This is a genomic window from Acinetobacter sp. TW_SC_4 (assembly GCF_054861205.1).
This window is the reverse complement of record NZ_CM142174.1, coordinates 1,621,920-1,644,397: the sequence shown is the minus strand read 5'-3', so window position 1 is coordinate 1,644,397 and position 22,478 is coordinate 1,621,920. Positions and strand designations below refer to the sequence as shown.

General features: G+C 43.5%; 20 protein-coding genes. 9 read left to right on the top strand and 11 right to left on the bottom strand.

The features are described 5' to 3' along the window. Positions 1 to 20 precede the first annotated feature (20 nt). The 7 genes from benD to ACWM1W_RS07840 all read right to left on the bottom strand — a co-directional run bounded on the left by benD (position 21) and on the right by ACWM1W_RS07840 (position 6,371). Complete coding sequence (gene benD, locus ACWM1W_RS07870; protein ID WP_104426106.1) at positions 21 to 806, bottom strand: benzoate diol dehydrogenase BenD; 786 nt, start codon at positions 804 to 806, stop codon at positions 21 to 23. 16 nt (positions 807 to 822) lie between these two features. After that, a complete protein-coding gene (benC, locus tag ACWM1W_RS07865; protein ID WP_104426107.1) occupies positions 823 to 1,839 on the bottom strand; it encodes a benzoate 1,2-dioxygenase electron transfer component BenC in 1,017 nt (338 codons plus the stop codon). Between the two features lie 88 nt (positions 1,840 to 1,927). After that, positions 1,928 to 2,419 (bottom strand): benzoate 1,2-dioxygenase small subunit, encoded by a 492-nt coding sequence (gene benB / locus ACWM1W_RS07860; protein WP_104426108.1) that lies wholly within the window; start codon positions 2,417 to 2,419, stop codon positions 1,928 to 1,930. Further along, a complete protein-coding gene (gene benA, locus ACWM1W_RS07855) occupies positions 2,416 to 3,804 on the bottom strand; it encodes a benzoate 1,2-dioxygenase large subunit (protein ID WP_104426109.1) in 1,389 nt (462 codons plus the stop codon). Before benA ends, benB begins: the two co-directional genes overlap by 4 nt. A gap of 75 nt (positions 3,805 to 3,879) precedes the next feature. Then, a complete protein-coding gene (gene catA, locus ACWM1W_RS07850; protein WP_104426110.1) occupies positions 3,880 to 4,800 on the bottom strand; it encodes a catechol 1,2-dioxygenase in 921 nt (306 codons plus the stop codon). A gap of 155 nt (positions 4,801 to 4,955) precedes the next feature. Then, on the bottom strand, positions 4,956 to 5,246 hold the full coding sequence (gene catC, locus ACWM1W_RS07845) for a muconolactone Delta-isomerase (RefSeq protein ID WP_104426111.1): 291 nt from the start codon (positions 5,244 to 5,246) through the stop codon (positions 4,956 to 4,958). A gap of 15 nt (positions 5,247 to 5,261) precedes the next feature. Beyond that, positions 5,262 to 6,371 (bottom strand): muconate/chloromuconate family cycloisomerase, encoded by a 1,110-nt coding sequence (locus ACWM1W_RS07840; RefSeq protein ID WP_104426112.1) that lies wholly within the window; start codon positions 6,369 to 6,371, stop codon positions 5,262 to 5,264. Positions 6,372 to 6,486: 115 nt separating this feature from the next. Between ACWM1W_RS07840 and ACWM1W_RS07835 the strand changes: the two genes are divergently transcribed. From ACWM1W_RS07835 to ACWM1W_RS07825, 3 genes are all read left to right on the top strand, one after another. Continuing rightward, on the top strand, positions 6,487 to 7,398 hold the full coding sequence (locus ACWM1W_RS07835) for a LysR family transcriptional regulator (RefSeq protein WP_005100217.1): 912 nt from the start codon (positions 6,487 to 6,489) through the stop codon (positions 7,396 to 7,398). A 229-nt stretch (positions 7,399 to 7,627) separates the two neighbouring features. Next, positions 7,628 to 8,998 (top strand): aromatic acid/H+ symport family MFS transporter, encoded by a 1,371-nt coding sequence (locus ACWM1W_RS07830; protein WP_395521595.1) that lies wholly within the window; start codon positions 7,628 to 7,630, stop codon positions 8,996 to 8,998. A gap of 112 nt (positions 8,999 to 9,110) precedes the next feature. After that, entirely contained in the window at positions 9,111 to 10,454 is a 1,344-nt protein-coding gene (locus ACWM1W_RS07825; protein ID WP_461603198.1) for a DcaP family trimeric outer membrane transporter, read from the top strand. A 41-nt stretch (positions 10,455 to 10,495) separates the two neighbouring features. Here ACWM1W_RS07825 and ACWM1W_RS07820 read toward each other — a convergent pair whose 3' ends face one another. Further along, entirely contained in the window at positions 10,496 to 11,917 is a 1,422-nt protein-coding gene (locus ACWM1W_RS07820) for an aminotransferase-like domain-containing protein (RefSeq protein ID WP_375725473.1), read from the bottom strand. A 189-nt stretch (positions 11,918 to 12,106) separates the two neighbouring features. Between ACWM1W_RS07820 and ACWM1W_RS07815 the strand changes: the two genes are divergently transcribed. The 5 genes from ACWM1W_RS07815 (at position 12,107) to ACWM1W_RS07795 (ending at position 17,313) form a co-directional block, all read left to right on the top strand. Next, on the top strand, positions 12,107 to 12,268 hold the full coding sequence (locus tag ACWM1W_RS07815; protein WP_162835335.1) for a hypothetical protein: 162 nt from the start codon (positions 12,107 to 12,109) through the stop codon (positions 12,266 to 12,268). Positions 12,269 to 12,526: 258 nt separating this feature from the next. Continuing rightward, a complete protein-coding gene (locus ACWM1W_RS07810) occupies positions 12,527 to 14,164 on the top strand; it encodes a long-chain-fatty-acid--CoA ligase (RefSeq protein ID WP_313397604.1) in 1,638 nt (545 codons plus the stop codon). A gap of 318 nt (positions 14,165 to 14,482) precedes the next feature. Then, on the top strand, positions 14,483 to 15,505 hold the full coding sequence (locus ACWM1W_RS07805; protein ID WP_375725472.1) for a flavin reductase family protein: 1,023 nt from the start codon (positions 14,483 to 14,485) through the stop codon (positions 15,503 to 15,505). Positions 15,506 to 15,545: 40 nt separating this feature from the next. After that, positions 15,546 to 16,712, top strand: coding sequence for a fatty acid desaturase family protein (locus ACWM1W_RS07800; protein WP_312157076.1), 1,167 nt, complete (start codon positions 15,546 to 15,548; stop codon positions 16,710 to 16,712). A 250-nt stretch (positions 16,713 to 16,962) separates the two neighbouring features. Further along, entirely contained in the window at positions 16,963 to 17,313 is a 351-nt protein-coding gene (locus ACWM1W_RS07795) for a hypothetical protein (protein ID WP_180017333.1), read from the top strand. Positions 17,314 to 17,382: 69 nt separating this feature from the next. Here ACWM1W_RS07795 and ACWM1W_RS07790 read toward each other — a convergent pair whose 3' ends face one another. Beyond that, entirely contained in the window at positions 17,383 to 18,093 is a 711-nt protein-coding gene (locus ACWM1W_RS07790; protein WP_312533486.1) for an HAD family hydrolase, read from the bottom strand. Positions 18,094 to 18,498: 405 nt separating this feature from the next. Between ACWM1W_RS07790 and mtlD the strand changes: the two genes are divergently transcribed. Next, positions 18,499 to 20,625, top strand: a complete 2,127-nt coding sequence (gene mtlD, locus ACWM1W_RS07785) for a bifunctional mannitol-1-phosphate dehydrogenase/phosphatase (protein WP_375725471.1) — start codon at positions 18,499 to 18,501, stop codon at positions 20,623 to 20,625. Between the two features lie 67 nt (positions 20,626 to 20,692). Here the strand turns inward: mtlD and ACWM1W_RS07780 are convergent, their stop codons facing one another. Both ACWM1W_RS07780 and ACWM1W_RS07775 read right to left on the bottom strand, forming a co-directional pair. Then, positions 20,693 to 21,697: an ABC transporter substrate-binding protein gene (locus tag ACWM1W_RS07780; RefSeq protein ID WP_375725470.1), complete on the bottom strand. Its 1,005-nt coding sequence runs from the start codon at positions 21,695 to 21,697 to the stop codon at positions 20,693 to 20,695. Between the two features lie 10 nt (positions 21,698 to 21,707). Beyond that, positions 21,708 to 22,286 carry an ANTAR domain-containing response regulator gene (locus tag ACWM1W_RS07775; protein WP_004785667.1) on the bottom strand — a complete coding sequence of 193 codons (579 nt, stop codon included), beginning with the start codon at positions 22,284 to 22,286 and terminating at the stop codon, positions 21,708 to 21,710. Between the last annotated feature and the right edge of the window lie 192 nt (positions 22,287 to 22,478).

The following is a 22,478-nucleotide window of genomic DNA, read 5'->3' as shown; positions in this document are numbered from 1 at the left end:
GAACCTGTATGCAATCAGGTTTAACCCTGATCACCGCCACCAACGGGAACCACGGTTCCAGTCATATACGATGCTTCATCTGAAGCGAGGAACAGAATGGCGTTGACCTGTTCCTGGATCGTGCCATAGCGTTTCATATGGCTGCGATCCTTGGTTTGGTCGACCACATCCTGCATCCATTGTTCTTCCTGTTCACTCAGCGGTTTGGCATTGCGTGGAATCTTGCGTGGCGGTGCTTCGGTACCACCGGTTGCCACTGCATTCACGCGGATACCATCTTTGGCATAGGCAAAGGCCAGGGAAGCGGTCAGCGCATTTACGCCACCTTTGGAAGCCGAATACGGCGCACGATGGATCCCGCAGGTCGCAATCGATGACACATTCACGATCGTGCCTTGCTGCTGCTTGATCATTTGCGGTAGCACTGCACGGCAACACCACATGGTTGGGAACAATGAACGGTTCACTTCCTTGATGATTTCTTCTTCAGAAAATTCTTCAAAAGGTTTCATCCAGATCGCACCGCCAACATTGTTGATCAGCACATCAATACGTCCATAGGTCTCTAATGCTTTAGCCATGACAACTTCGGCACCAACATAGGTTTCCAGATTGGCCTTGACGATGATGGCATCACCGCCAGCCGCTTCGATTTCTGCCAGGGTTTCCTGCACATAGTCGGAAATATCGGCCAATACTAGCTGTGCGCCTTCAGCAGCAGCCTGGATGGCTACACCGCGGCCGATACCTTGGGCAGCACCGGTCACGATAACCACTTTATTTAAAAATCTTTGACGTTCGGTCATGTCGAAATATCCTCAATCAGTTCGCTGAGAATTTTTCAAACAGGAAGCTGGTAGGTTTAACACCTTCCGCATCCAGCCAGCTGCGAACTGCTTCAACCATTGGCACTGGACCACACAGGTAGATGTCGACATCGCCACCATTTAGCCATTCATTTTTAATATGGCCAGTCACATAACCTTTACGCTCATGTGTAGATTCTGGATTTGCGACCACCGTGCGATATTCGAACCATGGGAATTTGTCCTGTAGTTCATTCAGCTTTTCAATTGCGACCAGGTCGAAGTCATTGGTCACTCCAAAGACCAGACGTACTGGATGTTCAGACCCTTTTTCTTCCAGTACCTGTAACATCGACATAAATGGTGCGATGCCTGTACCACCTGCCAGCATTAATACCGGACGGGTGACATTACGTAGATAGAAGCTGCCGAATGGACCGGTAAAGGTCATTTTGTCACCGGCTTTTGCATCAGCGCTGAGGAAGCTCGACATTTTGCCGTTAGGGACATTACGAACTACAAAACCAGTTAAACGGTTACCCGGTTTAGAGCTGAATGAATAAGAACGGGTTTCGGTGGTTCCAGGAATACCGACATTGACATATTGTCCGGCCAGAAAATGGATATCTGGTTGACCATCATCGAGTTGAATATCAAAGGTAATGGTGGAGTCAGACAGGTTTTCTACACGAGCCAACGTACCTTGAAATGCGTGAATCTCGGTTTTGCAGACATCAGACGAAGCCTGAATCTGGAACACGGCATCCGAAGTCGGTTTACATTGGCAAGCCAGAATAAAACCTTCTGCGGCTTCTTCTGGAGTCAGTGCATCTTCAATATACATTTCTTCAGGCATGTCATACGCACCTGATTCACAGAAAGCGCGGCACGTTCCACATGCACCGTCACGGCAATCTAGAGGGATATTGATCTTTTGACGGTAAGCTGCATCGGACAGGGTTTCGCCTTGGGCAACACTAATAAAACGTGTAACGCCATCTTCAAATTGGAGTGCAACATTGTGGTTTGACATGGCTGAATATCCTATATAAATCTTTGAAACTTAGCCTTTCAGCCATATTTCCCTAGCTGAAAGGTCTGACCTTGCTGTCGAAACAGTCTTAGAGGTGATAAATGTCGATAACCTGGTTGATGTAATCGTTTTTCAGCACCACGTATTTGCTTAGAATCTGTGGTTTTTCACCTGAAAAATCGATCTCGTAACGAGACATACCGAAATAGCTGTAGCTGGTTTTGTAACGGAAACTCAGGGTATTCCAGTTAAAGCGCACAATGACCTTGTCGCCATCACGTTCCACAATTTCAATATTGCAGATGTTGTGGCTGGTACGGGTATCCGGCATGGTGGCAGATGAACGTTCTGTCTTGATCCGGAACACACGGTCTTCCAGGCCCTGACGGTCAGGGTAATAGATCAGTGAGATTTCAGACTGTGGATCTTCAGTCAGGCGGTCATCATCATCCCAGGCTGGCATCCAGAAAGAAGCAGTAGGGGCGTAGCACTGTAACCAGTCATCCCATTGCTCATCATCTAAAAAGCGGGCTTCCTGATACAGGAACTGTGCAATATTTTCTAAAGTGATGTCGCTCATGCGGTTTCTCCTTCAGTGCTTGCAGCAATTTCTTTTTCAGTCGCAATGCCTTTTTTGATCAGTTCTAGCCAGTACTGGTGTTGTGCCAGATATAAGCCTTCATCTTCAGTTTTAATGCCAGACAGCTTTGGTTTCAGGCCAATTTCATTGGCTGCATCATCCGGCCCTTGAATCCAGTGTTTAGAACCACGACACATGTCATTCCATTCCAGTGCGATCCCGGCATAGCCCGCCTGACAGGCACGAAATTCTTCCAGATCGTCTGGGGTAGCCATACCAGAAGCATTAAAGAAATCTTCATACTGACGGATACGGCGGGTGCGTGCTTCAGGCTCTTCACCGACAGGACCGATACAGTAAATCGTCACTTCAGTCTTATCGACGGAGATTGGACGCAGAACACGGATTTGTGAGCCGAACTGATCCATAAAATAAACGTTTGGATAGATACACAGGTTACGTGAGCGTTCGATCATCCATTTCGCCATGGCTTCGCCATAACGCTCGGTATATTCATCTTTCTTGGCAAAGTTTGGACGGTCTTCCGGATTGGCCCATTGGGTCCAAAGCAGCATGTGGCCATGTTCAAAGCCGTAAGAACCACCGCCTTGTTTACCCCATGAACCTGCGCTCATGGCACGAATATTATCGCCAGCTTCTTTTTCCTTACGTTGCTGAGTGGTCGCGGCGTAGTTCCAGTGCACGGCAGAGACGTGATAACCATCGGCACCGTTTTCTGCAGTCAGCTTCCAGTTACCTTCATAGGTATAAGTCGATGAACCGCGTAAAACTTCCAGACCTTGCTCAGACTGACCTACGATCATGTCGATAATCTTGGTAGCTTCGCCCAGGTATTCTTCCAGAGATGGAACATCAGGATTCAGGCTGCCAAACAAGAAGCCTTTGTAATTTTCAAAACGGGCTACTTTTTTCAGGTCATGAGAACCGTCCTGGTTAAAGCAATCTGAATAGCCTGCATCAGCAGGATCTTTCACCTTTAACAGCTTGCCTGAGTTATTGAATGTCCAGCCATGGAATGGGCAGGTATAGGTTGCTTTATTGCCACGCTTATAACGGCAGAGCTGTGCACCGCGGTGAGAGCAGGCATTGATCATGGCATTCAGTTCGCCATTGCGGTTACGTGCAATGATGATTGGCTGACGGCCAATATGGGTTGTGTAGTAATCGTTGTTATTGGGAATCTGGCTCTCATGGGCCAGATAAACCCAGTTTCCTTCAAAGATGTATTTCATTTCCAGATCAAACAGGGCTTGATCAGTAAATACGGAACGGTGCAGTTTAAATTCACCAGATTCAAAATCATCGACCAGTAATTCATCAATACGGTCTAAATGGCTGGTGTTAATTACAGGAATACGAGGCATGTCCAGTCTCCGACTTTCCAAGGAGGGGAAGTCATCGGGATGTTGCTCAGACTGACATCCCGATTCCATTTTGAATTAAGCGCTTGCGCGACGACGTTCTACTTCAGTGCTTGGTGCAGCAGCCTGGTCTTTCACCAGTTCAATATTGAACTGGATATGTTTGAATGGACCATTTAAACCACGACGTGCGATTTCAGCTTCATCGGTCACATCAACAGCGGTTGCGACCAGACCATCACGTGTGGCGAAGGCAAAGTCATCCCACAGGTATTGATCGCCTTCGATATTGAACTGTGTGGTTAACTTTCGGTAACCCGGTGCAGATACGAAGTAATGCACATGAGATGGGCGGTTACCGTGACGACCTAATTTATCCAGTACGAACTGGGTAGTACCTTCAGGTGGACAGCCATAACCGACCGGCATGGTAGTCAGGGCAACATATTTACCGTCTTGATCGGTAAAGATAGAGCGGCGCAGGTTAAAGTCAGATTGTGACTTGTCAAAGAAAGAGTAGTTGCCCAGGCTGTTGGCATGCCAGACCTCAACTTTTGCACCTTCAATGATGTTGCCGTCAGTGTCAGTCACTGTGCCTTCAATGATCAGGGTTGGAATTTTGCCTTCTTCAGAACCATCATCCATACGCGCAAAACCAACTGACTCAGGAGCACCTGCAACATACAGCGGGCCTTCGATGGTACGTGGTGTACCGCCAGTAATGCCGGCTTTGGCATCTGCTTCATCCGCGCGTAAGTCTAAGTAATGTTCCAGACCTAGACCTGCAGCCAGTAAGCCTAATTCATTGGCTTGACCTGCATCAGTAAAGTATTCCAGACCTTTCCAGAGTTCAGTCTGAGAAATATCAAGATCTTCAATAGCCTGGAAAAGATCACCTAATAAACGTACAACAACTTGTTGTACACGCTCATCAACTGGTCCTGTCGCTGTATCGACATTCATTTTTTTAACCAGTGCATCAATTTCTTGGCGGTTCATACTATTGCTCCTAAAGTATGTTTTCATATTTTAGTGGCGCATGTTTTAGCATTCGTTTGGCTGGCTAAATCTTGCTGGCCACAAGTCCTTTTGGATTACCCTCAGGTGTATGGGGTGGGAAGGAAATTCTTTCATTTCCATTCCCAAATTTTTAATTACTTGTCATCATCTCGAATCGATGATGGATGGCGGTTCAATGCCATAACTTCGATGTTCATATACGGGTAGAGCGGCAAGCCCTGTAGCAGGTTGTGCAACTCTTCATTGCTTTCAACATCAAAAATACTGATGTTTGAATACTGTCCGGTGATGCGCCAGATATGACGCCATTTACCCTGGCGTTGCAGATCCTGTGAATAGGCTTTTTCGACAGCCTTAATTTCATTGGCCTGTTCAACTGGCATATCTTTTGGAATATTGACGTCCATTCGTACTTGGAAAAGCATGGGATTCTCCTGGAATTATTGATGACGCAAGTTGTCAATCTTGTTTTCATCCAACTCAATACCCAGACCTGGTCCTTTCGGAATCTCAAGTTCAAAGTTTTGATACTGGAGTGGGGTTCTTAAAATTTCATCAGTTAACAGCAGTGGACCAAACAGTTCGGTGCCATAAGCGAGACTTTCAAAAGTCGAGAAGGCATGGGCAGAGGCGATCGTGCCCACCGGACCTTCAAGCATGGTGCCGCCATACAGATCGATACCTGCCAGCTGTGCCACTTTTGCAACTTCACAACCTTCAATCAGGCCACCAGATTGCGCCACTTTGACTGCAAAAACTGATGAGCCATGCTGACGTGCGATCTGATAGGCAGACTGCGGACCCATCAAGGATTCATCCGCCATGATGGCGATATCAAAACGCTGGGTCAGACGTCGCATTGCATCCAGATTATCAATGGCACATGGCTGTTCAATCAGGTCAATGCCGCCGTCCTGGAGTAACTGAATACCTTTAATCGCGTCTAGCTCTGTCCAGGCACGGTTCACATCAACACGGATCGAAATGTCTTTGCCTAATGCCTGTTTAATGGCAAGCACGTGTTCAACATCCTGTTCCACTGGACGAGAACCAATTTTCAGTTTGAAAATATTGTGGCGTTTGGCCGCAATCATTTTCTGGGCTTCAGTAATGTCTTTCTCGGTATTGCCAGATGCCAATACCCACAGCACTGGTACGCTGTTACGTAAACGTCCACCTAGAATTTCACTCAGTGGCTGGTTCAGACGTTGTGCCTGAATATCCAGTAGCGCAGTTTGAATGGCACATTTGGCAAAACGGTTACCATTAATATTCTTTTTGATGGCTCGTAATGTCTGTGCAACATTCAAACCCGATAATGTTTTCAGAAGCGGTGCAAAGTAAGTCTCAATATTCACTTTGACACTTTCTGGGCTTTCTTCACCGTAGCCTAAACCGCCAATAGTGGTGGCTTCGCCCCAACCCACATAGCCGTCTTCGGTGGTGATTTTGACCAGGACCAGTGTCTGGGTTTGCATGGTTGCGACAGCCATCTTGTGAGGACGGATCGTCGGTATTTGAACCAGCAAGGTTTCAACTGACTTATACATAATTACGCTTCACATTCTTGCTTTAATGTTTTGACTTGATATACCTTAAAAGAATAATTTTGATTGGTCTAAGATCGATTTAGCATTTTTTTATACTTTAAAGGTATTTAGGAATATGGAACTCAGGCATTTGCGTTACTTTGTCGCAGTCGTCGAAGAACAAAGTTTTACCAAGGCGGCAGAAAAACTGTTTATTGCTCAACCACCTTTAAGCAGACAGATACAAAATCTGGAACAGGAACTGGATATTCAGCTCTTTGAAAGAGGTAGCCGACCGCTTAAGACCACAGAAGCAGGTCAATTCTTCTACCAGCATGCGGTTAAACTTTTGTCTAATGCGGAAGAAATCAAATCGATGACCAAGCGGATTGGTATCGCGGATCGCACCATTAGCATTGGTTTTGTTGGCTCGTTATTGTTCGGTTTGCTATCGCGTATTGTGTTTCTATTTAAGCAGCAACATCCCCAGCTCAAAATTGAGATGGTTGAAATGAATACTTCAGAGCAGATTCAGGCACTTAAAGAAGGGCGGATTGATGTCGGTTTTGGACGTTTAAGGATTTCAGATCCGGCAGTGAAACGGGTATTACTGCGTGAAGAACGGCTGATGGTCGCGGCACATTCCAGCCATTTTCTTTCGCAACGAGATGGCGTGAATCTGGCTGAACTGGTAGATCAGCCACTCTTTTTATACCCGAATAATGGTAAGGCTAATTTTTCTACCCAGGTGCGCGGTATATTTTCCGAGTATGGGCTGGAACCGAAAAATATCCGTGCAGTCAGTGAATTGCAACTGGCGCTTGGTTTTGTGGCTGCCGGAGAGGGCGTCTGTATTGTGCCGGAAAGTGCCCAGAATATTCGTCTGGCACATTTAAACTTTATCCCTTTATTAGATGAATTTGCGGTCAGTCCGGTTTTTATGGCTATTCGTAATATGGATGAAAGTGAATATATTCGTTATCTGTTTGATGCGGTCTATCAGGTCTATGATCTTGAAGCGATTAAATATGATCGTGCTGTATTTTAATTCAGATCAATACCTGTCTGGATCTTATAGGGAATAAAGCGAATCCATATTTTAATATTGAATGAAGGTTTCATTTTTTGGATGAATATCATTAAGGCATAGTAAATAAAGCTTTTTCTTTAAGGCAGACTTTATAGGTATAGAAGCATGCCTATTCAGTTTTGGACATTTATGCACATCTTCTGCATTGTGAATCTCATAAATTGAACTTCACAATTAGGAGGTGGAGATGTCTACAAATAAAGTGAATATAAATACGCTGATTGATGAAGCAAAGTTCACGCCATTTCATTGGGGCGTCCTGATCTGGTGTTTGCTGATCATTATTTTTGACGGTTATGACCTGGTGATTTACGGCGTGGCTTTACCGCTACTGATGCAGGAATGGGCACTCAGTGCAGTACAGGCAGGCATGTTAGCCAGCACCGCCTTGTTCGGTATGATGTTTGGAGCGATGAGTTTCGGCACTTTGTCCGATAAACTGGGACGTAAAAAAACCATCATGATCTGTGTCGCGATCTTTAGTGGTTTTACGTTTATCGGTGCCTTTGCAACATCACCTGTCGAATTCGGAATTTTACGTTTTCTTGCCGGACTCGGAATTGGTGGCGTGATGCCAAACGTCGTTGCCCTGATGACGGAATACGCACCAAAAAGGATTCGCAGTACACTGGTCGCTTTGATGTTTAGTGGCTATGCCATCGGCGGCATGACATCTGCCTTGCTTGGCGCATGGCTGGTACCACAGTTTGGCTGGAAAATCATGTTCTTGCTTGCGGGTACTCCTTTACTGTTCCTGCCGATACTCTGGAAATATTTACCAGAATCGTTGATGTATCTGACCAATAAGCAGCAGACTGCTCAAGCGCAAAGCATTATCCAGAAAATCTCGCCAACACAGATAATTGGATCTGACACCCAGTTCGTCCTGAATGAAGTACAAAAAGGCGATGAAGCACCTTTAAAAGCACTATTCCAGCAAGGCCGCACATTTAGTACCTTTATGTTCTGGTTGGCATTTTTTATGTGTTTATTAATGGTTTATGCACTAGGCAGCTGGTTACCAAAACTGATGATCCAGGCTGGATATTCACTGGGTGCCAGCATGATCTTCCTATTTGCCCTGAATATTGGTGGAATGATTGGTGCCATTGGTGGAGGTTATCTGGCAGACCGTTTCCATATCAAAAAAGTACTGACAATGATGTTTCTTTGCGGGGCAGCTTCTTTAATCCTGCTCGGTTATAACAGTCCGCAATTCGTGCTTTATAGCTTGATTGCTATGGCTGGAGCAGCAACCATTGGTTCTCAAATCCTGCTCTATACCTTCGTGGCACAATATTATCCATCGACGGTGCGTTCTACCGGCATGGGCTGGGCCTCTGGGATTGGACGTATTGGTGCGATCGTTGGACCGGTATTGACAGGTGCTTTACTCACCATGAATTTACCGCATCAAATGAACTTCTTTGCAATTGCGATTCCCGGTTTGATTGCTGCGCTGGCAATTTTCCTGGTTAACTTAAAAATGTCTGTAGAAGGTCAAGCCCTTGCTGCACCTGAGATTCGTACTAATTCTCTCGCTGAAAAAGCAAGTTAATGGATTAAATATCAATTAATAAAGAAAACACTTCTAATGATAGAGATCGCCATCGTAAGCGGTGGTGATCTGTTGCTAGAATCGAGACGCATAATAAAAAAGTGAGTTTAGGATGAACACGAAACAATTATTTAATAATCAAACAATCACATTAAAACGCACGGTTCTGATGAGCATGATGGCAATGAGTTTAGGGGGCCTTAGCTTGTCTACCCAGGCACAAACTCCAGCTCAGTCCAATCAGCAGGAAATTGAGCAGTTGCGTCAGGAGGTTAAAGCTTTACGTGCTTTGATTGAACAGCAGCAAACTCAGACAGCTGCTGTGACTGCACCTGTAGCGACAACACCGGCACCTGCAAATACAGCAGTAGCTCCTACAAGCAAACCTGTGATGAAAATTGCCAGTGGGGCCGAGTTTAATTTATACGGTAATATCCGTGCTGATGCCTCTTATCAGGCTGAGGGCGGTGCAGCGACACGTATGTATAACCAGATTAATGCAGTACCTCTTGAAGGCACAGGTGAACGCAGTGATGAGTTTAAGTCCACGCTTTCAGCCACCCGTTTAGGGATGGATTTTAAAGCGCCCGTGGGTGCTGGGGAAAATGCCTTAAGGGGTAAGGTTGAGGTCGATTTCCTAGGTGGAGCTGGCTTTGACAACCTGCGTATCCGTCATGCCTATATCAGCTATGCTGACTGGTTAATTGGCCAAACCTGGTCAAACTTTGCAACTCCGGACTATATACCTGAGACTGTAGATGCACTGGTTTATGCTGGCGGTTCAATTAAACGGACACCTCAGATTCGTCATACCAGTACTTTGAGTCCAGCGACCAATCTGGTGCTTGCAGTAGAAGATCCGAAAGATGCGACCATTACGGGAATCAAACAGCGTTTACCTGCCTTAACAGCACGCTTAAACCACAAATTTGCGGATAATCTTTCTGTCAGCGCGCGTGCGATGGGGAATGAAAAACGCGTGAATGAAGATGAAAAAACTGCATGGGGTGTAGGTGTAGGCGCGAAATACGAGTTTGTTCCAGGCACCAGCCTTAAGGCAGATTATTATCATGTCAAAGGTGATAGCAGTTTTGTCTCTTATGCTAATCCAGGTGTCGTTACAGCTGCTAATGGAGATCTTCTACAGAGTGAATTCGACTCAATTACAGTCGGTCTAACGCAGCAGTTTAATGATAAATTGCGTGGCACAGTAGGCTATGGTTATATGAATTTCGACCAAGATAATGGATATCTTGCTGCTCCTGGCCTGAATCTAACAGCAGTGAACAAAGACCTTTGGCAGGCTTGGGCCAATATGTTCTATAACCCTACGAAACCGCTGAGTTTTGGCCTGGAATATGTCTATGGCGAACGTGAAGCATTGGGTGCTGCACCAAATGGCAGTACAAAAGGTAAAGATAACCGAGTGAATGCGGTTGCAATTTACAGTTTCTAAGCTCTATCGATTTTACATAAGAAACCTTAAGCGTGGATGAATTAATCCACGCTTTTTGCATGATTCAGGATCACCTTTGCCAGCACATCGACAGCGTTTTCTATCTCAGAGGTCCAGTCAAATGAACAGTTCAGGCGAATATAATTCTGGCTGGTATGTTCCGGTTTAAACAGCAAAGCGGGGGCAATGGCAATATTATACTGAATCAGCTGTTCATATAAAACTTGGCCATCCAGCTGTTCCGGCAATTTGATCCAGAGAAAATACCCACTAGAATAATAATAAATTTCACAGACTGAATCTAAACGCGCTTTAAGTTCCTGATAAAACTTTTGCTTATACTTTTCCAGCTGCTGTTTTAAATGGCGCAAATGCTTTTCATAATGATGATGGGACAGAAAATCAACCAGTGCATTTTGTAATAGCGGACTAACAGTTAACGTACTCATGAGCTGTAAATGCTGGATTGCATCGGAAAATGGGCCAGCGAAAACCCAGCCGACCCGCGCACCCATGCCCAAGGTTTTGGAAAATGAAGAGCAGTGCAGTACCCGTTGATGTTGATCAAAATATTTTACGGAAACCGGTTTATAAGCGCCGTAATTTAGTTCCTGATAGACATCATCTTCAATCAGATATACCTGATATTCATTCAACAGTTCCGCAATTCTTTGCTTGATCTCTGAATTTACCGTAAAGCCAATCGGATTATGCACATTCAGCATCAGCCAGCAAACTTTGATCGGGTACTGTTTAAGTGCTTGTTCAAATGATTCCAGGTCAAAACCAAAATGTGGATGTTCAGGGATTGTGATGACTTGCAGGCCTAAACGTTCAGCCGCCTGCCAGGCACCATAAAAAATGGTTTGCTGGAGCAGGATAAAATCACCAGGTTGAGTCAAAGCCTGTAAAGACAGATTAAGGGCTTCCAATGCACCAGAAGTAATGACAATGTCATCCGAAGTGCAGTTTATGCCTTGTAACTGATAGCGGTTGGCAATCAGTTGACGTAATTCCTGATTACCCGGTGGCATATGATTTTGATGGCTATAACTGCTTTTTCTTTTGCTATGCTGCGCCAGAATCTGCATAAACCGGCTGTTATATAACAGTTCAGCATTTGGAAAAGCTGAACCAAAAGGCGCAATATTTGGGGTTTGCAGTGACTTTAAATAATTAAATACCACAGAGTTGATTTTAATTTTGGAATTTAAGCCAATCTGTACCGCAGGTTCTTTGCTGTTATAGGTTTGAGGTCGCTCCGCAATATAGTAGCCAGATTTATCTTTGGCATAGACTAATCCTTGCGATTCAAGCACCTGATAGGCATTAAGCACCGTCATCAGGCTATAGCCGGACAGTTCAGTCTGTTCCCGCAATGAAGGTAATTTGTCATGGGCCTTCCATGCGCCATTTTCAATCATCTGGCGAATATTCTGGGCCAGCTTTTCAGATTTGAACATAAGAAAATAAAATCTAAACTGTACTAATATAATCAGGATTATATTATGAATAAGTTGTTAAAATATAACAAATGAAGAAAAACAGTGGCTAACTGTTATATTTTTTTTAATGAATATTGTATCTATACAGCTGATTTAGGTCTGCTGATAATAAAGCACATAACGCCAGACCAACCTATGGGTGATCATATGAATTCAGAAGACAACAAAGCACCAAAATATGCGGATAGCAGTATTTCTGATGCAGCATTCAAGAAGATGATTCTCTGGTTTGCACTTTATGCCGGTTTATTCTGCCTAGGCGTTATCTTTGTAGTAAATGCAGACAAAATTATGATGAGCGGCTTTTAAAATTCTCTCCCTGAACACTATCATCGCCCCAATCTAAATTGGGGCTTTTTTTATGGCACACATTACCAGTTTTATTTTCTGTTTTTTTCTGCATCCACTTTATGACTTTGTCACAATTTGACACTCACAAAGTCAGATTTCCTTGCTAGATTCAGACTGTTTGATGATAAAAATGAATACAGGCTTTTCGCCAGCGCATCATACAGAAATAACAACGATATAACAGATGGACAAATAGCAAGGATAAAGGAGTGAAGCATGCTCGGAAATATGATGTTCCAGCCCTTACTGATCAGCAGCATGATTGAACATGCCGGCCGTTATCATGCCGATACCGAGATCATTTCTAAAAATACTGATACCAGCATTAAAAAGACCAATTGGGGAGAAATCCGGGAAAACTCGAAACGTTTTGCCAATGTATTACAGCAATTCGGTCTGACACTCGGCGACCGGGTTGCAACCATTGCCTGGAATAATCATCGGCATCTAGAATCTTGGTATGCCATTTCGGGAAGTGGACTGGTTTGCCATACCATTAACCCGCGCTTATTTCCGGAACAGCTGGTATTTATTATCAATGATGCTGCCGATCGGGTACTGCTGTTTGATAAAACCTTTGCACCTTTGATTAAAGCCGTCAAACCGTTATTAAAAACTGTAGAACAGTATATCTGTCTGGATGCTGAAGATTCCGCGATTCGTGAAGCCATTCCGGAAGTTCAGTTTTATGATGATTTGCTTGCCCAGCAATCTGCAGAATTTGACTGGCCTGAACTGGATGAAAATACAGCGAGTTCACTGTGTTATACCTCCGGTACGACCGGAAATCCAAAAGGGGTTTTATATAGTCATCGTTCAACAGTATTGCATAGTTACGCCATTATCATGCCGGATTCCCTGAATGTGGCAGCGCGTGACATCATGCTGCCGGTGGTACCAATGTTCCATGTCAATGCCTGGGGAACCCCATATGCCGCTGCCATGGTCGGTTGTACCTTGGTGCTGCCGGGGCCGGGCCTGGATGGAGCCAGTCTGGTCAATCTGATTGATACGTATAAAGTATCTGTAGCTTTAGGCGTTCCAACGATCTGGCAAGGGCTGATTGCGGCTGCCCAGCAAAGTGGTTCAAAACTGGAAAGCCTGAAACGGAATGTGGTCGGTGGTTCTGCCTGCCCACCGGCGATGCTGAAAACCTTTAAAGAGCAGTTTAACTGCGAAACCATTCATGCCTGGGGGATGACTGAAACCAGCCCACTCGGTAGTGCCAATCAGCTAAAAACCAAACACCTTGATCTGGCGGATGAAGAAAAAATGCAGATTCGTCTGTCTCAAGGTCGTCCACCGTTTGGCGTTGATTTACGTTTAACCGATGAAGAAAAAGGAACTCAGGAAATTGCCCGAGATGGTGAAACCATAGGGAATCTACAAATTAAAGGGCACTGGATCATTGATCATTATTTTGGCAAGGAAGAATCTGCACTCACAGCAGATGGCTGGTTTGATACCGGAGATATTGCTACCTTAAATGAAGATGGCTTTATGAAGCTGTGTGATCGCTCCAAAGATCTGATCAAGTCAGGCGGTGAATGGATCTCTTCAGTCGATCTTGAAAATATGGCCATGGGACATCCTGAAATTGCCATGGCTGCCGTGATTGCGGCACAGCATCCTAAATGGGATGAGCGTCCCGTTCTAATTGCAATTAAAAAGCCAGAGAGTCATGTAAGTGAAGCCGAAATTCTGGATTACTATGCGGACAAGGTCGCAAAATGGCAGATCCCGGATCGCGTGATTTTTGTAGATTCTATTCCATTAAGTGGAACCGGCAAGATGCTGAAAAAAGACCTGCGTGAACTTTATGGTTCTATCTTGCTCGAACAGGCTGTAGGTTAAGCTATTTTTTTAAAAGGTAAATTTTTGCCTTTTTAACTCACCCAATATTTAAAACATAAACTGATCTCTTATATAGAGGTCAGTTTTTTTATGTGTTTTTGCTAAAAATATACAGACCAAAAAAGCAATTTATTCAGTTCATACAGTTTTAACAGCACTTTCTGGCTAGGATTGTCTTACAAAAAGTCCGACTATGGTTTCTAAGCACATAATTTGACCTACATTGACATGGTGTGAGCTTCAGAATTCTTTATTCTGGACTATATAATAAATAGACAGCTGTACATTAATACTGTCTGCGGAATAGAGGGGATAAAAATGACAAGTATGACAACCTACAAGCCGCATTGGATTCGTGAAGATTTCATTGATTTTGTTGGTGAAAAAATCCATCCAACCTGGGCACTCAAAAAAGTCAAAGCATCGGTCGTGAATATTCAGGCGGTCAGCCCTGACTTTTTTAAAATCCAGTTACGTCCAAATTATAACTTTAACCGCGGGTCATTTCAGGCCGGTCAAAATATCGCGGTGACTCTGCGTCTGGATGGAGTACGTCATCAACGTCATTATTCTATCGTGACCATTTTAAAAAATGGTGATGTGATTATTGCAGTCAAGCAGCAAGGTAAAGTGTCGCGTGCCCTAACTTTATTGCAACTGGGCGCAGTGGTCGAGCTGTCTCAGCCACAGGGCGAATTTACCTTATTAAACTCTCCTAAACCGATTCTATTTCTGGCATCAGGTAGTGGCATTACAGCAATTTATTCCTTATTGCAAAAAGCAGTCGTGCAGTTTCAGCATCGGATTGACCTGATCTATTTCACCCGTGATGATGCATTTCATGCCGAGATCAAAACCTTGGCGTTAATGCATCCTCATCTGAAATATCATCATTTTAATACAGTCGAGCATAAGCAGCATCTGAGCCAGCAATTGCTAAACAAGCTGGTATCAGACTTTGAACAGCGTGAAATCTATGCCTGTGGTTCCGCGGGAATGATGAAAACTGCACTCAAAATTGCTGATAAACTGGCGGTGAAATCCAGCTTTCATTCTGAATATTTCCAGATTGCAATGGATGAAAAAGCGAAAGCACAGCCTGTACAGTTTTTAAGATCGCAGCAGGAATTCCAGGCAGAATCTAATCTGCTGGAAAGTGCAGAGCAGGCGGGTCTTCGTCCAGCGCATGGTTGCCGTATGGGCATTTGTAATACTTGCTCATGTACCAAAGTCAACGGTTCGGTGAAAAACATGCTGACGGGTGAGATCGACCACGGCAGCAATACTCCAATCAAACTTTGTATTTCACAGGCCGTCAGTCCTGTAGTGATTAATTTATAAGCTATTCCAAGCATTACTAAACGAATAAGAAGGTGCTCCCATGAATATGCAAATTGATTTTAAAAAACACAGTAAATCTCAATTTCTAAGCCCGGAACAGACTGAAGAGTTCGGTGCCAAGGTTGATGCTATCCGCTGTGAAGTAATGGAAGATTTGGGCGAAAAAGATGCAGAATATATTTATAAAATCCGTAATTTTGTACGTTATAGCGAGATTGCTTCCCGCGGCATGTTGATGTTTGCAGGCTGGTTGCCGCCAGTCTGGTTAGCGGGCACAGGCTTATTGGGTATCTCAAAAATCGTGGAAAATATGGAACTTGGCCATAACGTGATGCACGGCCAGTTCGACTGGATGAATGATCCGAGCCTGAATGGTTCGACTTATGATTGGGATACTATTTCCACTGGGGATGACTGGAAATACACGCATAACTATATTCACCACACGTATACCAATATTGTCGGTATGGATCACGATGTCGGTTATGGTCTGATCCGTGTCAGTGAATCTCAGCCGTGGGAACTACGTTTTATCTGGAATATTCCTTTAACCATTCAGTTGATGGTGTTCTTTGAATGGTATGTGGGTGTACAGCGTTTGCATCTGGAAGATGTAATTGCCTATAAAACCAAAACCTGGAAACAGGTCTGGGAAGAAGCAGCACCTTTACGCAAAAAAATGCGCCGTCAGGTCCTGAAAGATTATGTATTTTTCCCGATTATTGCCGGTCCAAATGCGATTCCAGTATTTACCGGGAATGCGGTTGCCAATGTGATTCGTAGCCTATGGGCGTCTGCGGTGATCTTCAATGGACATTTCACTGAAGATGCAGAAACCTTTGAAATGGATAATACCGACAATGAAACCCGTGCGGAATGGTATCTGCGTCAGATCCGTGGTTCGAGCAACTTCAGTGGGGCGAACTGGTTGCATATTCTGAGTGGTAATTTAAGCCATCAGATTGAGCATCATCTGTTCCCAAATATGCCAGCAAACCGTTATGCCGAAGTAGCACCAAAAATCAAAGCCTTATGTGCTGAGTATGGGGTTCACTATAACGAAGCTAGCTTTATGAAGCAGTTCTCGACTGTATGGGTCAGACTGGCGAAATGCTCACTGCCAAATGAATGGAATCAGCAAATTACAGAAAAAACTCATGCAGTTAAATCGGTGTTTCGTTATTTTAAATCTAAGCTTGTAAATTAATTTTTAAGGTTTCTCTATTATCCAGTTTGGTACTCCTCAATAGATTTGGATGGTCTATTGAGGATTTTTTTATCTGTTAAAAAGTGGTCAGTTCACACGAATTTATGAATGAAATATGAAGATGTTTTTCAAAAAATGACGAAGCCGGGACAGATTTACTACGACTGAAACGCTTCGCCTACAAGCTAAGCGTTTACCTCGAGGAGGTTCTTTTTATAATGGCCGCATTCAAGCATTCAAGGTCTCAGTTTTGAAATATCTTAAATATTTTTCAGGCATCTCACTGTTATTGCTGTTAACCGCGTGTAATTCCCCGGAAACTCCAGCACCAGATTATCAGGGGAACTGGAAAAATACACTGGAAAACCCAAAATTGGAAAATATCCTAGTAATTTCCAAAAATGGTGAAAACTATTTCATTACCAATACTATTAAAGATAAAGAAAGCGGCAAAACTGACAAGAAAAATCCGATGCCAGCTTCAGTCGCTGATAATGGTCTGCTTCAGATTAATTCAGGTACAGGTGTCGTTGATTTCGCAATTGACGAAAAAACTGGCAATCTGGTGGGTTCAGGCTCCGTCTATAAAAAAGCCAAATAATGCTCTAATCTAATCAATTCAGAGATAACACGAAAAATGCCATGATCAGGGAGGATTCATGGCATTTTTTTAGTTCACCAATTTTATGAGACCAGCAAAATCTTCTACAAAATAATCTGCCTTGGCTTTGATCAGATCTATTTCATGCGCAGAATACTGGTCGTAAATTGCAACGACATCAATTCCCGCATTGTTGGCAGCTTCCACCCCAATTAAAGAGTCTTCAACAATCAGGCAATCTTGAGCCTCAATTTCAAAATGCTGGAGCGCATTTAAATACACTTCTGGATGCGGTTTGATATTCTCAACATTTTCACGAGTCAAAATAATCGCAAAATCATCATCAAAACTGATTTTCTGATTAATCTTCTGGTTATTGTCCTGATAACGCTGCACATTGAATAAACTAGTGGTAGTCGTGAGTGCCAATTGTATCCCTTGCTGTTTTAAGGCTTGAATCAGCAGCTCAGCTTGCGGTTTGAGTTCTATCACATGATCCAGAAAATGCCGTGAAATATGATAACGACGGTTTTTAACCTCTTCCTTGCTGGGTTCAAAACCATATAGCTCTTTTAAATAGCCACAATATTCCAGATAAGGATCGGGCATATGTCTAAAGGCTTTCAGTTGCAGGTCACGCAGTTGCTGAATCTGATCCAGACCGACTTCGATCCCCGACAATTCCTGAATCAGGGCAGCATCGACTTGGTTCCAGATTCCCACTGAATCAATCAAGGTCCCATCCAGGTCAAAACATACCAGCTTTTTATCTTTAAACATGTCACACCCAATTCTCTTTCACCGCCATTATCCCGTTTTTGGATAGAGATAAAAAGTCCAGTTTGGGTGCACATCCAGACTGTATTTATCAATAAATTCGTAAAATGAACTTATTTTGAGCATTTTAAGTATTACTAATAATAAAAATCGTAATACTAAATTGGCACAGCATTTGAATTTATCTACACCTCCTAATTTGAATATTTATTTTTTATAAGAAACAACTTGCTGGTTACTTTTTGTTACCTAACGGTTACATAAGAAAACCTAAAACTATTTAATTTAGTCTTTATTGATTAATTTATAGTCAGAACTATTTCATATCTTTACATCGGTTTATTTAATCTCTTATTTTCCTTAAGGTATTGTCCACTTCTTAACTCATTGAATTATAAAAGGGGAGCAATGCTAGAATTTAAAAATCAAATCGTACACGGCGCAATTTTCGATATGGATGGAACCATGTTTGATACTGAACGTTTGCGCTTTCAAACCTTGCAACAAGCTTCACGTGAGCTGATCGGCGTCGAATTTTCTGAAAACTATTTAATGCAGTGTTTGGGCTTAAGTGCCCGTAGTGCCGAACAGCTGGCCAAAGAACGTTATGGACAAGATGTTCCTTATGCCGAGATCCGCCAGCGTGCTGATGTACTGGAACTAGAACATGTACGCAATTATGGTGTTCCGATTAAAAAAGGTTTATTACAGGTGTTGGAACGCCTACGCAAGGCAGGCCTAAAAATGGCTGTGGCGACTTCGAGTCGACGTACGATCGCAGAAGAATATCTGATCAATGCCAATGTCTATAAATTTTTTGATGTGCTGGTGTGTGGCGATGAGATTAAACAGGGGAAACCTCATCCAGAAATTTTTATCAGCGCAGCCGAAAAAATCAATTTAAGTCCGGCTCAATGCCTGATGTTTGAAGATTCTGAAAATGGCCTGCGATCTGCCTATGATGCAGGTGGCATGACGGTACTTTTTAAAGATATTAAAACGCCGAATGAATCAATGCTGGCACAAGCCCAGTATTATTATGAAACGATGGAAGATTTTCTGACAGATCTGAACCAGTTTGTTCCGGTGCTAGAAATGCCTGAACTTGAGACGACATTTCCGCAAACGCTGAATCAGTTAACGGTCGGGATTCACGGTTTTGGTGCGATTGGCGGTGGTTATCTGGCTCAGGTGTTATCACACTGGGATGGCTATACGCGTCCACGCAAAATTATTGCCTCGACCCGTAATCCACTCTATCAGTCTGCCGTAAATGCATTTGGTACCTATTGCATTCGTTATGGTCAGAACTCTTTTGACCAGCGTATTGAAAATATGAGTGTGATTGATGCGCATGATCTGGAGCAAATGCAGAACATGTATATTGAATCCAGCCTGGTGGCAGTCTGTGTCCCTGAGGAAGCTCTGGTTTCTGAAGCAGAGGTGATTGCACAGGGTTTATATGCCCGATACTTGGCTTATGAGCAACAGGAACAGCCGCTGACGCTGTTAATTATCCTGAATAAAATCGGGGCCAAACAGCTGGTGATGCAGCAGATTCTGAGCCGTTTGAAACAGATTACGGATGAACAGACAGCGCAGCACATTATGGATCAGCATTATTTCTGTGACACAGTGGTGAACCGTATGGTCTCCAAACTGTCGGATCAGAAGCTGTATCGTCAGCTGCGCATCAAATACAACATGTTCAAGCAGTATCAGCTGGATGAAGATCTGTCCGTAGTGGATCTGGATGATTCTACAGCCCTGAATGCCGAACAGGAACATCAGGCCGGATTGTATATTGAAGACCTGCGCCGTAATTTCCAGCCAAGTCATATCCTGCAGTCGATGGATCTGATTCTGTTTAATGCCGAAACAGATATGCCAATCTATGTAGAAAATAACAGTCCATTATTGGCCAAAATGCGCCAAATGATTCTGGTAGATGATATTGCCAATATCCAGCTGATTAAAAACCGCTTATGGAATGGTGTGCATGCGATGATGGCCTGGTATGCCAGCCTGCGCGGTCATCAGACCATTGGCGTGGCCATGTCAGATCATGCGGTCAGAAAATTCATGCAGCAGGCCTTAGCGCAGGTGAAGCATAGTCTCTGCTACCAGATTCCTAAGCATGCTTCAGATCTGGAACGTCTGGCGCAAAGTTTCACTGAATCCTGTGCCTATGCTTATCAGGATCCATGTGCACGTGTAGGGCGAGAACCTCTAAGAAAGCTGGAACACAATGAACGGGTTATGGGTTCATTATCGACCTTGCTTAAATATAGCTTGCCATTTGATGTGGTTTTAAAAGGCGCAGTGTTGGGCTATATCTATGCTCTGGAACAGGGTGAATGCGAGCAGCAGGAACTGTTGATGCATTTACAGATCCAGTTAAGACATATGGCATTAGAACCGCAGCTATATGAGACCTTGTATGATGAAATGTCACAATTCATCAATCAGATTATTGCTGGAAAATTGTCCTTGCAGAAATTCATGCAACTGGATTTACAGCAAGCGTTCAGCTAAATCAGCAGTGAATAAAAAGACCCAGAACGATTCTGGGTCTTTTTATGGAAGTTTATAAATTTATAATTTATACAGTCGTGGATTCTTGCTGATAAATACAGGATTGGGCAATCTGTCGCTGATCATCTGCAGACAGATCAATATTTTCCCATTTTTCCATCTGCCCCAATAACCAGATAAAATCGGTGAATTGAGGCTCAACATTTTCACCTGCAAGGTTACGGATAATATTCTGAATCTTATGGAAGTCATAAACGTGTCGGGAAGCTGAACATTCAAACTGGATAATCTGATAATCGATCAGCATGTCCCAAACTTCAGAAAGATTGGTAGCATGCTTTAAATCCATCTGGGCTTTTTTTACAGCTGAGACTAAGGCCTCAACAGTCAGTGGATGCAACTCGCCCCATTCCTGAGTTATTGCCAGCACTTTGTCTGCTACTTTAGGAATGACATTCTGACTAGCTGCAACAATCAGGCTATAACCTTCAAGCTTGGCCTGAATATTCCATGGTTCACCCACACAAAAACCATCAAAAATCTGTGCTGCAATCCCTTTGACCATTAAAGGGGGGGGTGAGGTCTTGAGCAATATATTTTTGGCATATTGTGGATCACTTAAGGCCAGCCATTCTCTTAAACAATAATGATGAATGGAATATTTATAGACATGTGACAGACCTACTTTGTGTTGCTGCTTTAAGGCACTGACCAGCTTTTGTGACGTGATCTGTTCATTATCTTCAGGCTGAATGCCCAGTTCATAACACAGATCCTGTCTTAAACTGATAAATGCCTGATTGATACTGAGTACTAATGGAGTCTGCAAAGCGACTTGTAACTGGTCTGCGCCCAAAGCAGCCGCGGGAAGCATGGCAGACAGGCAATGGGCAGCATCCAGAAAGCCATAGGCCAGACGGTCGCGTAAGCTGGACCAGGAGGCTTCACGGATAAGATTTACCTTTAAACCCTGTTCAGTAAAATAACCTTGACGCTCCGCCCAGAGAATGGCAACACAATCAAGCAGGGGAATATAGCCAATATTGAGTTCTGTTTTTTCTAATGTTGTCATTGAATGCTCCTTATTGGCCAGATAACAGTTTTTGCGCATCAAGTAAGCGTCGTGCCATATCGCCAATGGTAATCCGGTGACTCATGGCATTTTTGCGCAATAGGGCAAATGCTTCTTCTTCGCTCAGTCCATGCAGCTGGATCAGCAGGACTTTGGCTTTATCAATATCCCTGCGATCACTTAATTTTTCCTGAGTTTCCTTCAGGTCGTGTAACAGTTTTTTATGTTTCTGGAATTGTTCAATCGATATTTCCAGAATATTTTCCAGTTTGGTTGGATCGATCCCGTCCACAATATATGCCGTGACTCCGGCATCAATGGCATTTCTGATGGTGTCCTTGTTGGAATTTTGGGTAAATAGAACCGTAGGTAATTCATACTGACTCACGCAGCTTTCGATAATATCGCGATGAGGATGATCCATATTTAACAGAATGACATCGGCATGCAGGCTTTTGATATCAACAATGTTGAGGTCATTCAGAATGACACAGGCCACCACATGAAAATCATGTGCAAGCAAAGAAGCCTGAATAAATTCAGCGCGTTCTGGATCATCATCAATCAGGGCAATTCGTAATTTAGACATGCAAGATTTTTAGCTAGTACATCGGGGAATATTCCATAAGGACTTATGCAAAAAACATACCATGCAATTTGGTGCAAAAAATTAAGAGATCAGGTTAAAAGTGTCATAAAAATAGTGCAGAGGAACTTAGACGTCCGAATTAATCTGACTAAAATGAGGCGTTCTTGAAATAAGCGCACTAAAAGAAGGAGT